This is a genomic window from Streptomyces sp. NPDC107546 (assembly GCF_055639175.1).
Genome location: NZ_JBVKBA010000044.1, coordinates 16,711 through 30,392, shown reverse-complemented (window position 1 = coordinate 30,392; position 13,682 = coordinate 16,711). Strand labels below are relative to the sequence as shown.

At 69.3% G+C, this 13,682-nt stretch carries 15 protein-coding genes and 3 pseudogenes; 8 read left to right on the top strand and 10 right to left on the bottom strand.

Features of this window, described 5'->3' with window-relative positions; genetic code table 11:
* Positions 1–125 precede the first annotated feature (125 nt).
* From ACZ7L1_RS35385 to ACZ7L1_RS35360, 6 genes are read right to left on the bottom strand one after another with little or no spacing between them, the layout of a single operon-like run.
* Complete coding sequence (locus ACZ7L1_RS35385) at positions 126–578, bottom strand: hypothetical protein (RefSeq protein WP_471443299.1); 453 nt, start codon at positions 576–578, stop codon at positions 126–128.
* A gap of 18 nt (positions 579–596) precedes the next feature.
* On the bottom strand, positions 597–1,631 hold the full coding sequence (locus tag ACZ7L1_RS35380) for an aminotransferase class I/II-fold pyridoxal phosphate-dependent enzyme (RefSeq protein WP_471443297.1): 1,035 nt from the start codon (positions 1,629–1,631) through the stop codon (positions 597–599).
* Positions 1,625–2,641 (bottom strand): 3-oxoacyl-ACP synthase III family protein, encoded by a 1,017-nt coding sequence (locus tag ACZ7L1_RS35375; protein WP_471443296.1) that lies wholly within the window; start codon positions 2,639–2,641, stop codon positions 1,625–1,627. Before ACZ7L1_RS35375 ends, ACZ7L1_RS35380 begins: the two co-directional genes overlap by 7 nt.
* The gene (locus ACZ7L1_RS35370; RefSeq protein ID WP_471443294.1) at positions 2,638–3,288 is read right to left on the bottom strand and encodes an SRPBCC family protein; all 651 of its coding nucleotides are present in this window, start codon (positions 3,286–3,288) and stop codon (positions 2,638–2,640) included. Before ACZ7L1_RS35370 ends, ACZ7L1_RS35375 begins: the two co-directional genes overlap by 4 nt.
* Positions 3,263–5,119: a thiamine pyrophosphate-binding protein gene (locus tag ACZ7L1_RS35365; protein WP_471443292.1), complete on the bottom strand. Its 1,857-nt coding sequence runs from the start codon at positions 5,117–5,119 to the stop codon at positions 3,263–3,265. The genes ACZ7L1_RS35370 and ACZ7L1_RS35365 overlap by 26 nt, the downstream gene beginning before the upstream one ends.
* The gene (locus ACZ7L1_RS35360) at positions 5,116–6,132 is read right to left on the bottom strand and encodes a GlxA family transcriptional regulator (RefSeq protein ID WP_471443290.1); all 1,017 of its coding nucleotides are present in this window, start codon (positions 6,130–6,132) and stop codon (positions 5,116–5,118) included. The genes ACZ7L1_RS35365 and ACZ7L1_RS35360 overlap by 4 nt, the downstream gene beginning before the upstream one ends.
* Before the next feature lie 180 nt (positions 6,133–6,312).
* Between ACZ7L1_RS35360 and ACZ7L1_RS35355 the strand changes: the two are divergent.
* The 3 genes and pseudogenes from ACZ7L1_RS35355 to ACZ7L1_RS35345 all read left to right on the top strand — a co-directional run.
* Positions 6,313–6,435, top strand: a pseudogene (locus ACZ7L1_RS35355) (IS630 family transposase); the annotation flags it as partial.
* Positions 6,436–6,486: 51 nt separating this feature from the next.
* Positions 6,487–6,855: a substrate-binding domain-containing protein gene (locus ACZ7L1_RS35350; protein WP_471443326.1), complete on the top strand. Its 369-nt coding sequence runs from the start codon at positions 6,487–6,489 to the stop codon at positions 6,853–6,855.
* Positions 6,856–7,058: 203 nt separating this feature from the next.
* Positions 7,059–8,279, top strand: a complete 1,221-nt coding sequence (locus ACZ7L1_RS35345) for a metallophosphoesterase (protein WP_471443289.1) — start codon at positions 7,059–7,061, stop codon at positions 8,277–8,279.
* Positions 8,280–8,761: 482 nt separating this feature from the next.
* Here ACZ7L1_RS35345 and ACZ7L1_RS35340 read toward each other — a convergent pair whose 3' ends face one another.
* The 3 genes and pseudogenes from ACZ7L1_RS35340 to ACZ7L1_RS35330 all read right to left on the bottom strand — a co-directional run.
* On the bottom strand, positions 8,762–8,896 hold the full coding sequence (locus ACZ7L1_RS35340) for a hypothetical protein (protein WP_471443332.1): 135 nt from the start codon (positions 8,894–8,896) through the stop codon (positions 8,762–8,764).
* Positions 8,897–8,908: 12 nt separating this feature from the next.
* A complete protein-coding gene (locus ACZ7L1_RS35335) occupies positions 8,909–9,202 on the bottom strand; it encodes a CorA family divalent cation transporter (RefSeq protein WP_471443287.1) in 294 nt (97 codons plus the stop codon).
* An 82-nt stretch (positions 9,203–9,284) separates the two neighbouring features.
* Positions 9,285–9,746, bottom strand: a pseudogene (locus ACZ7L1_RS35330) (CorA family divalent cation transporter); the annotation flags it as partial.
* Between the two features lie 195 nt (positions 9,747–9,941).
* On the opposite strand from ACZ7L1_RS35330, the gene ACZ7L1_RS35325 reads away from it, so the two are divergent.
* Both ACZ7L1_RS35325 and ACZ7L1_RS35320 read left to right on the top strand, forming a co-directional pair.
* Complete coding sequence (locus ACZ7L1_RS35325) at positions 9,942–10,466, top strand: lanthionine synthetase LanC family protein (RefSeq protein WP_471443285.1); 525 nt, start codon at positions 9,942–9,944, stop codon at positions 10,464–10,466.
* Between the two features lie 197 nt (positions 10,467–10,663).
* A complete protein-coding gene (locus ACZ7L1_RS35320; protein ID WP_471443283.1) occupies positions 10,664–11,221 on the top strand; it encodes a hypothetical protein in 558 nt (185 codons plus the stop codon).
* 51 nt (positions 11,222–11,272) lie between these two features.
* Here the strand turns inward: ACZ7L1_RS35320 and ACZ7L1_RS35315 are convergent, their stop codons facing one another.
* Positions 11,273–12,295: an LLM class flavin-dependent oxidoreductase gene (locus ACZ7L1_RS35315; RefSeq protein ID WP_471443282.1), complete on the bottom strand. Its 1,023-nt coding sequence runs from the start codon at positions 12,293–12,295 to the stop codon at positions 11,273–11,275.
* 256 nt (positions 12,296–12,551) lie between these two features.
* Between ACZ7L1_RS35315 and ACZ7L1_RS35310 the strand changes: the two genes are divergently transcribed.
* From ACZ7L1_RS35310 to ACZ7L1_RS35300, 3 genes and pseudogenes are all read left to right on the top strand, one after another.
* Entirely contained in the window at positions 12,552–12,740 is a 189-nt protein-coding gene (locus ACZ7L1_RS35310; protein ID WP_471443280.1) for an SDR family NAD(P)-dependent oxidoreductase, read from the top strand.
* A 103-nt stretch (positions 12,741–12,843) separates the two neighbouring features.
* A pseudogene (locus ACZ7L1_RS35305) lies at positions 12,844–13,395 on the top strand (helix-turn-helix domain-containing protein); the annotation flags it as partial.
* Positions 13,332–13,631, top strand: a complete 300-nt coding sequence (locus ACZ7L1_RS35300; RefSeq protein ID WP_471443324.1) for an FtsX-like permease family protein — start codon at positions 13,332–13,334, stop codon at positions 13,629–13,631. The pseudogene ACZ7L1_RS35305 and the gene ACZ7L1_RS35300, both read left to right, overlap by 64 nt.
* The last annotated feature ends 51 nt before the right edge of the window (positions 13,632–13,682 follow it).

The window sequence follows — 13,682 nt, the reverse complement described above, 5'->3', positions numbered from 1 at the left end:
CCGTGGCTCGGCGATCGCGCCGTGCGCACGCCGCTCGGCCGGAACCCGTACGAGCACGGACAGAGGTCCGCCTCGCCGACGGTCCCAGCCGCAAGCCGGCTGTGCCGGCACCACCCGCAGGGTGCCTACTGCCTCAACGTGTGCCAGGCTGCCCCACTGGCGGACGAGTCGGTGGGGAGGCGACGTCGTTGCACCCCGAGCACAAGCCGCTCCAGCGCCGCCCGCGCCCGCGCGTCGGACTGTGCCCGGGCCGTGACCGCAACTGCGATCTCCCGTACCCACTCGTCGAGCGCCACCGGGCGCCGCGAAACCACCACGCCGCGGACCTCCTTGCGCGCCTCGCCCTTGCGATGGGTGCCCGCCAGGTCGAGCACGAGACGCTGCTCGCCGAGGAAGACCTCGATCCGCTCGACGCGGCACTCGCGCCCCGCGAGCCGGTCGGCCGTGCTCGGTTCACGCTCGACGGTGACGGCACCCGGCGGCAGTGCCTCCGGCACTGTCCCGGTGAGCACCTGACCGACCGCGATGAACTCCGCGATGTCGCTGCCGAATTCACGGGCCTCGACGCTGATCCGCATGCCGACGGCGACGCGCGGTCACCCGCTCGCCGGTCCGGGCCGCTTTCCCGCCGGTGCCAGGACGGACAGCACCGCATCCCCGTCCTCCGGACGGCCGACCGTCAGCCGTATGCCCTCCGCGGCCCAGTGACGGATGTGGATCCGCGCGGTGTTGAGCGCGTGCACCATCCGCTCGGTGCCGGTATCCGGCCCGGCGGCGAGCCAGAGGAAGTTGGCCTGGCTGGACAGGACGGGCAGCCCGTACCTCGCGAGCCGGCGGTGCAGGCGTTCCCGTTCGCAGATGACGGCGTCCACGCGTGCGGTGAGCTCCTCGCCGGCCTCCAACGTGGCCTCGACCGCGGCGGCGGCCACGGCGTTGATGCCGTAGGGCAGTTGCTGCTCCCGTATGCGTGCCACCAGAGGGGGATCGCCCAGGCCGTAGCCCACCCGCAGCGCGGCCAGTCCATAGGCCTTGGAGAAGGTCCGCAGCACCAGGAGGTTCGGCCGGCCGGCCAGCAGGGGGAGGCTGTCGGGAGCGGCGGGGTGGCGCACGAACTCGATGTACGCCTCGTCCAGCAGCACGGTGACACGCTCCGGTACGCGGGCGAGGAACTCGGCGAGTTCAGACGCGGTGACGAGGCTGCCTGTCGGGTTGTGCGGATTGCAGACCACCACCACGCTGGTGGTCGCGTCGATCGCCCCGGCCAGGGCGGCCAGGTTCTGTCGCCCGTCGGGCAGCAGTGGCACTGGAACCGGCTCGGCGCCCGCCATGGTGGCCAGCATCGGATAGGCGTCAAACCCGGGCCAGGCGTACACCATGCGGTCGCCCGGCCGGACAACGGCCTGGAGGAGTTGGAGCGCCACGCCCACCGAACCGCTGCCGACCGCGACGGCGTCGCCGTCCACACCGCACCAGCCGGCGATCCGCCGGGCCAGTCGGTCGGGGTGGAACGGTGGGTACCGGTGGGCCCGGTCGGCGGTTGCCCGGATCGCCTTCCGCACGGACGGCAGCGGCGGGTAAGGGCTTTCGTTGAGTCCCAGCAGGCGCGGGGACGGGAACACCGCGGTCACCATCCCTGCCCCCAGCGGATCGCGGCGGCGCCCGCGTAGTCCCCGGCGTGGGCGAATCCGGCCAGCACCACCAGGTCGCCCTCCCGGATCCGCTGGGAGCGGATCGCGTCGTCGAGTGTGATGGGCATCGCGGCGCCGAAGAGGTTGCCGCACCGGTCGAAGGTATCGGGGTGGCGTTCGACTGGCAGGCCCAGGGCGTCACGCCAGTTGCGCAAGAAGGTGCGGTTGGGCTGGTTGGTGATGAGGGAGTCGATGTCGGTGGTCTTCCCTCCCAGGCGACGGAACAGGTCTCGTACGACCTGCGGCACCAGGCGGTTGCCCCGCTGAAGCACGTTGGTGACTCCGCTCTCGGTGAACCCGATGTGGACTTGGGATTCACCGGCCTCCCAGTACTTGCGCCCGTCGTGGCGCACCATGGTCATGTCGCCGGCATGGGCGGCGATGTGCCGACTCTCGATCCCGAGGACAGGGGCGTGTGCGGAGGTTGTCACATAGCCGACTCCGCAGCCGTCGCCCGGGATGGCGGCCTGGGACAGACCGCGCACCTGCGACTGCGTGAACAGCTGGCCCGCGGCGCTCTGTGCGTTGCAGATCAGGGCCGTGCGGGCGTCGCCGTCGAGCAGGATCTGCCGAGCCAGGTCGAGCATGTGCACGAAGGAGGCACAGCCGGCGTTGGCCACATCGATCAGCCACCGGGGCGCCAGACCCAGCCGGCGCGCCACTTCGGTGCCGGCGCCCACGAAGGGCTGGTCCGGCAGTTGGCTGTGCACGAGCAGGACGTCGACGCGGCGGATCGCCGCGCGGCCGTGTCGTTCGATCAGCGGCTGGACGGCACGCTCGATCATGTCCGCGTTGGTCTCGCCGGGGGCCACGTGGTGGCGTGACGGGGGGACTTTGAACATGGGGCTGTGGCGCAGCTTGTCCTCCGCCGCCGGGTGCTCGGTGAAGAAGTCGGCGGGTACGGGATCGCCGGGCAGGTACGTGGAGACGTCGGTCAGACTCACTGACGTCATCGGGTCACCTGCTTGGCCGGGGAGGTGCTGACGGGAAGACCGTTGCGGTGCCGGTGCTCGAGAATCGCCTTGAGATTGTGCATTTCGAGGGTGTGACCGGCGTAGAACAGGTCCCAGTACTCACCCACCCAGCGCCGGTCGGGGTGCGGTGCCAGGTCCGGGTGAGGATTGCGGCGGTAGTACGGGTGGCGGCAGTTGGTCCAGGTGACCACCGATCCGGAGCAGCCGAGGACGAGGGCGGCCGGAACCACCCTCATCAGGTAGACCATCCACAGCTCGTCGCCCTGGTCCCAGGCACAGTGGTAGTCGACGGTCATCGCGCCGGGGTGGGCCTCGGTCCGGCAGTAGATCCGTGTGCCTTTCTCCAGCAGGTCGTGGCCCAACCACAGCCCCGGTGTGCCCGCGGGCTCGAACCCCCGCAGGCTGCACGTCCACTCCTCGAGGTGGTGGCCGCGGCTGAGATAGTCGTACGTCGCCTCCGGCGGGCAGTCGACGTACTCCTGGATGGTGCAGTACTCGCCGTAGACCTGCTGGTGCGGGTAGACGTCCGAGGTCATCTCCAGGCAGCGGGCGGCCAGTTCCTCCGGGCTGGTGTTCTCCACCCGGACGAGGCCCGGGATGTCAGCCAACGTGGATCGGTCGGTCATGGGTGTTTTTCTCCTCGTCGTGGATCGGCCGGTGTCCGGGCGCGTCGGTGGCTCCCGGACCGGCTGCGAAGGCGGTCAGGAACGGCTGGAACGGTGGTGTCTCGCGGTGGTCGAGGTCCACGGCCACCAGGGCCGGTCCACCGCAGTCGTTGCTGTGCAGCAACGCGGCTCGCAACTGTGCCGGGTTGCCGGCCGCAGCGACGCGCAGCCTGGGGAACATCGCCGACGCGCCGGCTGCTATGCGGGAGGGGTGAAAGACGTTCTCGAGGCGGGCGCCGCCTTGGAAGAGCTCCTCGCGCGTGACGCACATGGCGTGCGCGTTGTTGTTCAGGATGACGAAGGTGACCGGCGCGCCGTACTCGATGGCGGTGTGCATCTCCATGCCGTGCATGAAGAACGCGCCGTCACCGGCCACGACGTACGTCCGTCGGCCCGTGGCCAGCGCGGCGCCTGTCCCGGCGCCGAAGGTGTAGCCCATGCCTCCCATGCCCACCGCCACGACGAAGCGTCCGTCACGGGGGGCCGGCAGAGCGTGGATGGCGGCGGCCCCCACGTTGCCGGCGTCCACGAAGACATGGGCGTCCCGTGGCAGCGCCTCGGCGATCGCGCCGATCACCGAGGTATAGCCGGGGGTCGGACCGGAATCCCGAGCAGGGCGCAGGAGGGACGGCGGGTGATGGGCTGCGCAGGCCGGTGGCCGCGGTGACAGGCGGCGCTGAAGCGTCCGCAGAGTGTCGGCCACCGGCCCGCGCAGGGGGATTCCCGGAACGAAGGGCGGCTCCGGATCGACGCAGACCACGGGCATCCCGGTGAGCAGCGACTCCAGTCCTCCCCGAGCCAGGACGGGCAGGCGGGTACCCACCAGCAGGCAGACGTCGGCGCGGCGCAAGCAGTCCCCGACCTCGGGATGGCCCATGACCCCCGCCACGCCCACGAAGCGGGGACTGCGGTTGTCGTAGACGTCTTTGGCGTCCGGGGACACAGCAACGCAGGCGCCCAGGTGCCGCACCAGGCCGGCCAGTTCCTCACGCGCCCTCGTCCCGGCCGCGCCTTCCCCGGCGATCACCATGACGTGGGAGGCTTCCTCCAGCACGCCGACCGCCTCGCCCAGGCAGGCGGGATCCGGCTGCGGGCCGGCGAGCGCGTGAGGCGCCACTGCCCGCTGCGCCGCCCTGCCCGCTCCTCTCACCGCGAGGGGTGTGTGCGCCGCCGTGCGTTTTCCAGAGGTTCGCGCGGCACTCGCGGATGCTCCGGTGTTCGCGGGTACCGCGGATCCCGTGACCGCCGGGACCTCGAGGTGTCCCTGCTGGGCGTCCTTGGGCAGGAGCAGCACTGCGGGGCCCCGGGGCTCGGTCTGCGCCACGGTGATCGCGCGGGCCAGCAGCCCGGGGATCTCGTCGGGTTCGGTCACCCGGGCGCAGAAGCGTGAGACGGGCGCGAAGACGTCCAGGGCGTCGAAGGAGCCCGCCTTGCCGCTGGAGTCCTGGAAGGCGCCCCGGCCCTCCTGAAAGGTGGGCGGCTGTCCCACCAGGGCCAGTACCGGAATGCGCGAGGCGTGGGCCTCCGCCAGTCCCGGAACCAGGTTCATCGCACCGCCCCCTGACGTGGCTGCGACGACGCCGAGGCGCGCGGTGGTCCGGGCATACCCGTCCGCCATGGTGACCGCGGAGAACTCGTGTTTGGCCACGACACCGCGGATGCGGCCGGGGGCACGGTGCACCGCTTCGTACAGGTCCTCGATGTTGGCTCCACCCACGCCGAACACATACCGGACGCCGATCCGCTCCAGTTCGCCCGCGACGTAGTCCACGAGACGCATCCGGCAGGTCATGCCGACCTCCGTTCCGCCCATGCAGGCTCGACGGTCGGGCCGGAGTGCGTCCGCAACTGGAAGTGGTGCCGATACTGTGCGGGGGTGAGACCGACGACGGCGGCGAATGCGCGCAGGAACGTCTCGATTGCGGTGAATCCGCAGCGGCTCGAGATCTGGCGCACCGAGAGATCGGTCGCCTCCAGGAGTTGACGGGCCCGGGCGATACGTAATCGCCGCACGTACTGACCCGGTGTCATCCCCACAGCCTGCGCGAAGACACGGGCGAAGTGACGTGGACTCATATTCGCGCGTTCGGCGAGTTCGGACACCGGCAGCGTGCGATGGAGGTTCTCCTGGATCCAGTCCTGTAGGGACCGGATCGGCTCCTGATCGGTCAGCTGTGTGTCAAGGACCATGCTGAACTGCGTCTGGCCACCGGGCCGTTTGAAGTACAGCACCAGGTACTTCGCCGCCTCCAGGGCGCACGCCGCTCCCAGGTCGTCCTCCACCAGGGCCAGGGCCATGTCGATACCGGTGGAGACGCCCGCCGAGGTGATGTAGGGGCCGTCCCGGACGTAGATCGGCTCGGGATCAACCGTCACTTCGGGGTAGCGACGCGCCATCTGCTCCCCGAAGGCCCAGTGTGTGGTGGCCCGTCGTCCGTCGAGGAGACCGGCCTCCGCCAGCAGGAAGGCCCCGCCGCACACGGAGGCCACGCGTCGGGACCGTGCCGCGGCGCGCCTGATCCACGTGACGAGGGACGTATCCGTCAAAGTCTCTTTGAGGCCCGGTCCACCGGGCACGATGAGGGTGTCGATCGCCCCCTCCGCAGCGTCCAGGGGGTCGGTCTGCACGACGAGGCCCGCAGAGGTGGCCACTGACGGAAAATCAGGGGAAACGCACTGCAGACGGTAGGCGCTTGCCTGCTCGGTCATCAGTCGGTTCACCGTGTCGAAGACTTCGAGCGGTCCGCTGATGTCCAGGGTCTGGGCACCGGGGTAGACCACGATAACAACACGTCGTTGTCTCATGGTGACAGCCTGTTCCCAGCGGAGGACCGTCCACAATGACGGGCTGTTGACCATTCCTGCCACACGCCGGGCTCACTGCGCTGACCGGGCAAAAGACTCCGGGCGAGCTCAAGGTGAGACACATCACGGAAGGTGCGAGACCGACGAGTCGGCCGCCAGGCGGGGTTGAACTGCAGCGACCGGGCCTTACACGCCTACCTGCGCTGGCGCAACGCCAACGCCCGCCACCGGGACGTCCTGGCCGCCGAGCGCAAGGAACGCGTCCGCGTCCGATGCGAGAGAGGCGTCCGCTGGGGCGGGCGCGCCCCCTCAAGGCCGCGGCGTGACCGTACCTCCCGCCCAGCACAGCTCCTCGTGAAAGGCCGGGAGCATGATGGGCGGACGGCAGCGCACCGACCTCGTCGACCCCGCGAACAGGGCACCCTACCCACGGCGGTGTTCGCGGGAGCGGACATCGTCGCCATGGGTGTACTGGAGGCGGTGGCCGAGGCCGGGCTGTCGGTACCCGGCGACCTTTCGGTGGCGGGATACGACAACACGTCCTTCGCCGCGCTCGGCCCCATCTCTCTGACCAGCGTGGACCAGGCGGGCGGTGAGATCGGCAGGAACGCCGCCCGGCTGCTGCCGGAGCGGATCGCGGACCGCGGCAAGCCGTCGGTCCAGGTCAAGCTCTCCCTCACTCTGGTCCCACGCCGCACCACTGCCGCCCCGCCGCCGGCGTAGGTCTGCAGCCGGGACGTACGCCGGCATTCGACCGTTCGGTTGAACGACGTTTCCGAATGGTCCGCGGCGCTCAGGTACTCCGCCGTCGCCACCGCGCTCGCCCCCTTCGCCCCGAGGCCCGCGCCCATGAACACCGGTCCGGCCGGCCCGAGGGCGACCGGATACAGTGCGCGAGACGGCAAGCCCGGTCAGGGAGGGGAAGCGTGACCGACACCAGCAGCACCCGGCCCGCCGAGGGGGAAGCGCAAGCGCCGCGGCAGAGCCGACTGCACCGCCTGATGCGCTACATCCCGCTGATCGCCCCCGTTCTGCTGTGGGCCGTGCCCTGCGGGGTGCTCCTGTACACCGGCCAGCACTGGCCGCTGCCCGTCACGCTGGTCGGCACCGCCGTGTTCGCCCTCGGCCTCATATGTATGCCGCTCGCGATGCTGCGCGGCCACGGCCAGCGCCAGCAGGACCGGGCGGCCATCGTCGGTGACACCCTGCTGGGCACCAGTTGGGTCCTGTTCACCTGGTCCGTTCTGATCGGCGTCCTGTTGCGGCTCGCTCTGACCGTGGCCGGCGTCGGGGAGAGTCAGGACCGGGCCCGCATCGTAACTTGGGCCGTCCTCGGCGTGACCGCCGTACTGCTCGCCTGGGGGTACGCCGAGGCCCGCCGCGTGCCGCGCGTGCGCCGACTCGACGTGCAACTCCCTCGACTGGGTGCCGGGTTGGACGGCATCCGGGTCGTCCTGATCACCGACACGCACTACGGCCCACTCGATCGCGCCCGCTGGTCGGCGCGGGTGTGTGAGACGGTGAACACTCTGGAAGCCGACCTGGTCTGCCACACCGGCGACATCGCGGACGGCACGGCCGAACGCCGCCGCGCCCAGGCCGAACCACTCGGAACCGTGCGGGCCACCCGGGCCCGTGTATACGTCACCGGCAACCACGAGTACTACAGCGAGGCCCAAGGCTGGGTCGACCTGATGGACGAGCTGGGCTGGGAGCCGCTGCGCAACCGCCATCTGCTGCTCGAACGCGGAGGCGACACCCTCGTGGTCGCCGGCGTGGACGACGTCACCGCCGAGTCCTCCGGCCTGGCAGGCCACCGCGCCCACCTCGCCGGAGCCCTGAACGGCGCCGACCCCGACCTGCCCGTCCTTCTCCTGGCACACCAGCCCAAGTTCGTCGACCAGGCGGCAGCCGCCGGCATCGACCTCCAACTCTCCGGCCACACCCACGGCGGCCAGATCTGGCCCTTCCACCACCTCGTCCGCATCGACCAGCCCGCCCTCGCCGGCCTCAGCCACCACGGCCCCCGCACCCTCCTCTACACCAGCCGCGGCACCGGCTTCTGGGGCCCGCCGTTCCGCGTCTTCGCCCCCAGCGAGATCACCCTGCTCGTGCTCCGCTCCCCGCACATGTCCACCTCGCCGTAGACGGGGCGGCCCAACACATCCGCTTGAAGCAGTCCACGATGGCTTGCGCCTGGAAACCGACCGGTTCACGAGCAAAGTACGTCCCGCGTTTACCATCCGCCCGGATATCGCCGCGGCCGTCGAGGTCCCTTGCCGTGCGGCCGACACCGCGACGCGCGTGGTCCCTCCGGCAGCTCGCAGACCTGCCCTGGTCACTCCAGCCGTCAGTCCGCCGACCGTCCTGACCGCCGCCGGCCCCACGGTCACGGCGGTGTGAACGGCCGATCTGCCCAGCGCCTCGACGCCGCCGGCCCCGGCACGGGTCATGGTCTCGACGACCTCGGGTGCCAGGGCAGTGGGCGGTCAGACCCAGCATCCGGCCCGGCAGAGACAGGAAGGAGGTCACACCTCCAGTGACTCCAGTCACTCCGACCGAGTACCCGCGGGCCCTCACGCGTACCGCGATGCCATACGCCGACCGCTGTCGGAAGGCGTCTGCTCGCTCATAGCCAGCCGTTGCGTTTGAAGCTGCGGTGGAGCAGGAAACAGGCGGTCGCGATGACGCCGAGGACCAGGGGGTAGCCGAAGGTCCAGCGCAGTTCCGGCAGGTGTCCGCGACTCGGGGACAGGGCCTTCACTGCGGCAAGAGGTCAGATCCAGTCTTTGCGCTTGAAGACCCGGTAGAGCAGCGCAGACGCGATGACCATGACGCCGGTGGAAGTGAGGAAGCCGGCGTGGGTGTTGACACCCCGATACGGAACATTCTGTCCGTAGAAACCGGTGACCGCCGTGGGCACGGCCACGATCGACGCCCAGCTGGTGACCTTCTTCATGATCAGGTTCATGCGATTGCCCTGAACGGTCAGATTGGTCTCCATGATGGACGTGATCATGTCCCGCAGTGACTCGGTCCACTCGGTGGCCCTGAGGACGTGGTCGTACACGTTTCTGGTAATAGGGGAGCAAGGGCTCGGCAACGATATGCAGGTCGCGCCGGAGGAGGCTATTGACGACCTCCCGCATGGGCAATACCACGCGGCGCAGCTTGGTGAGGTTCTTGCGCAGCGCGTAGGAGTCCCGCTGGACGGAGTCCATCTGCTCGCGCCCCTCGTCGAAGAGCAGATCCTCCACTGCTTCGATACGGTCGTCGAGGTCCTGCACAGCGGCGAAATGCCCGTCGACTATGTGGTCCAGCAGTCCATGCAGCAGGAATCCCACTCCGTACTTGGCGAGATCGTTGTTGTTGTCCCAGCGTTCGACGACCTTCTCGATGTCGAACTTGTGGTCAGGGCGGATGGTAATCAACGCCGTATGCGTTATAAAAACGGACAATTCACTTGCGGTCAGCTGCCCACTGGTCTCATCCGCGCTGATGGCATAGGCACTGAGGAAGGCATGGGTGCGGTAGCGATCAAGCTTTGGCCGCTGATGCTCGTGACGTGCGTCCTCCACCGCGAGCTCATGCAGGCCGAACTCCTCGCTGATCATGGCGAAATCGTCGGAGCACGGATCACACAGGTCGAGCCAGACCGCCACATCCGGATCGTTCACGTATTCCGAAATGTCACCGGGCGGAAAGTCCTCCAGGACCAGGGAGCCATTGCGGTAGAGCCGTGTGCGAGTCATGGCGACGCACCATAAACCGCTCTGGTAAGAAGCCCAGATGGCGCGGAGCAACCGCGCGTGGCGCTGAACGTCGGCGGCGACGGCGCGGGCGGGCCGGTCAACCGCAGGGCGATCTGCCGGCCGCGGTCGCCCTTTCGGGGCTGGGCCGGCCGCGAGGTCATCCCGATGTGCAATGCCATGTCGCAGGGCGCGGCGGCCATCGGGTTGATCGCACGTGCCCAGCAGCTCGCCGGCCTCGCCCTCGGCGACCACGACCGGCAGCGCCTGGCGGAACAGGCCCTGGCCGGATGCCTTGCCGACGATCAACGACTCGCCCAGCTCGCCGCCCCCTCCCTCTGCCACGGCTGGGCAGGGCTCATACAGACCGCCTCTCGGTCCGCCGGCGACGCCGTGGACGACGAACTCGCGTCGCACCTGCCCGGCCTGCGGGCCCGTTTGAACGAGCACCTGGACCACCGCGGGCTGCCGGACGGCGCAAGCCTCATGGAAGGCACAGCCGGCGTCCACCTGGCCCGCCGCGCCGACCCCGCCAAAGCAGCAACGCCCGTCCCCTGGGACCGCTGCCTGCTCCTGGCGGGATAACGGCGCGCACACACCCTCGAACCAGAACAAAACAAGCACGATCAGCCCCTGCCCCACGCGCGGTGGGGCACATTCGGGAAGGACACAATGAACCCCACCACTGACACCACCGCCGACCCACTGCGCAACCGCCTGGTCGAATCCCCATCCTGAAGGAGGATGTCTACGGCCTCCGCGACGCACGCGTCGAAGACGCCATGCGGGCCGTACCCCGCCATGCCTTCCTTCCCAAGGCGCCCCTCGATGAGGCATACGCCAACAGGAGCGTGACGATCAAGGAGAACCCCGACGAGGACGCACTCCCGCTGAGCTGTGCCTCCCAGCTCGACGTCGTTTACTTCATGCTGGTCCACTTCGCGGTCCGGGAAAGTGACAGCGTCTTCGAGGTCGGTGCCGGATGCCGGAACGGGCTACAACGCAGCCCTGCTCAAGAACCTCACCGGCGCCTAAGGGCAGGTCACGACATGCGACATCGACCCCGAAGTGACCACCTACGCCCGCTGGCTCCTGGACGCACACCGGGACTGACGGTGCAGCCGCGCTCGGCGAGCAGAGACCGCACCTCGCCGATGGCACGTCTCCGATCGAACCCAGGGGCGGCGCGGGTGTCCATGCCCAGGAGGGCCCGGTATGTGTCTGGCGGCCACGAGGCGCGCTGTGCCGCCGACGCCTCGGCGTGCTCCATGAGCCAGGCCGTCAACTCCTCAGGCCCCGATACGGTGACGAGGACCTCGACCTGCCGCGCCGGGTCGTGACGACGACAGCGGCGGCCCGGCCCGCATCGGGCGCAGGCCGGGAGACGATACTCAGCGCCAGCCGAGCTCCGGTCCCACGTGGGTGAGGATGCTCTCCATCACGTGGACGTTGTAGTCGACCCCGAGCTGGTTCGGGATGGTCAGCAGCAGGGTGTCCGCGGCCTCGATGGCCTCGTCCTCCCGGAGCTGCTTCACCAGCACGTCCGGCTCGGCGGCGTACGAGCGTCCGAAGATCGCCCTGGTCGTGTCGTCGATCATGCCGACCTGGTCTCGCGAGTTGCGGTCGCGGCCGAAGTAGGCCCGGTCCAGGTCGTTGGTCAGGGCGAAGATGCTACGGCTGACCGACACCCGTGGCTCTCGCGCGTGCCCTGCCTCCTCGTACGCCTCGCGGTACGCCTCGATCTGCTTGCGCTGCTGGACATGCAACGGTTCTCCCGTCTCATCGTCCTTCAGCGTGGAACTCTGCAGGTTCATCCCGAGCTTCGCGGCCCAGACGGCCGTCGCGTTCGACCCGGAGCCCCACCAGATCCGCTCGCGCAGCCCCTCCGAGTGCGGCTCGATGCGCAGCAGCCCCGGCGGGTTGGGGAACATCGGGCGTGGGTTCGGCTGCGCGAAGCCCCTGCCCTCAAGCACCTCAAGGAAGGCCTCGGTGTGCCGGCGGGCCATGTCCGTGCCGGTCTCCCCCTCGGCGGGGGTGTAACCGAAGTAACGCCAGCCGTCGATCACCTGTTCCGGTGATCCGCGGCTGATGCCGAGCTGCAGTCGGCCGCCGGAGATGATGTCGGCAGCACCGGCGTCCTCGGCCATGTACAGCGGGTTCTCATAACGCATGTCGATCACGCCGGTGCCGATCTCGATCTTCGAGGTCCGGGCCCCGATGGCCGACAGCAGCGGGAACGGGCTGGCCGCCTGCTGCGCGAAGTGGTGCACGCGGAAGTACGCACCGTCCACGCCGAGCTCCTCGGCCGCGACCGCCAGATCGATGGACTGGTGCAGGAAGTCGGCGGCGGACCGGGTCTTGGAGTGTGCACTCGGCGACCAGTGGCCGAACGAGAGGAAACCTATCTTCTTCACATGTGTTCACAGCCTCCAGCAACCGCCTTTGATTCCCGGAGCCGGCACGTTGTGATCGACTCGGCTGTGCCGGAGTGCCGAACCACCCGTCGCCGACGACCAGCGGCCCCATGAGCGAAAGCGGACGGCTTCATACAGGTGCGAGCCGCCCTGCGCATGAGCATCGGCCGGACCGCACCTGCGCCTGTCCCTGCGCCTGCGCCTGCGCCTGCGCCTGCGCCTGCGCCTGCGCCTGCGCCTGCCGAGAATGTTGTCCATGCGGCTCACCGCGGGCGCCGCGCGGATCGAGGACGAAGCCGAGCCAATCAACATCCTCGTGAACAACACCGGCGTCCAACACCGCGCTCCTCTCCTCGACTTCACCGACGAGGACTGGCAGCGGCTCCTGGCCACCAACCTCACCAGCGCGTCCCTCGCTGGCCGCGAGGTCTGCGGGTGCCGATAAATCATCCGCCCAGGTCGCGGCCTTGACCGCCGAGCTCCGGCCGTGCCCCGGCCCACCCCGGTCTCCTCACGTGCACAGGCGCGTACACCATCATGAATCTTTCGTGCTGCTGCGCTTGGCCTATCTCGCCGCGCCCAACACCCTGGCACTCCTGCGCCTTCTGCCTATGAGCGACCGCGACAAGGACATCGAGATCCTGGTGCTGCGCCACCAGCTGCTGGTCCTGCAGCGCCAGGTCGCCAAGCCCACGTTCCCCGCCGCCGACCGAGCCGGCCTGTTCCACCACCTCCCGATGGACAAGCTGCGGCACCTCCTGCTGCTGATACGTCCAGACACGATCCTGCGATGGCACCGTGACCTTCTCAAGCGACGCCATGCTGCAACCTGCGTGCCCAAGCGCCGCGGCCGCCCGTCCACCGTCCACTCGATCCGCATTCTCATCCTGCGCCTCGCCCCGGAGAATCCCTCATGGGGATAACGCCGGATCCACGGCGAACTCGCGGCTCTCGGCATAAAGGTCGCCGCCTCCACCGTCTTGGAGATCCTCCGCGAGTACGGCATCCCGCCCGCACCCGAACGACAGAACACGACCTGGGCCGGCTTCCTCCACAGCCGGGCCGACGCACTGCTTCCCCGCGATCTCTTCGAGATGAAGCCCTCCTCCTGGCCGTCGGTGGCCTGGCCGGAGGCGCCCTCATCGGCTGGGCCCTGTCCGAAATGCTGGTCAAGGTACTGACGGGCGTCTTCGACCCACCCCCCGCAAGCCTGTCGGTCCCCGGCTCCTACCTGGCGCTCACCGCGCTCGCCGCACTGATCGCCGTCATGGCAGCCGCGCTGAACGGCATCCGGCGCGCGAAGCGCCCGCCCGTGGAGGAGCTGCGTGACCTGTGAACACTCCACCGCCGCTGACCAAGCCGATCCCCGCGCGCCCTCCTACGCTGT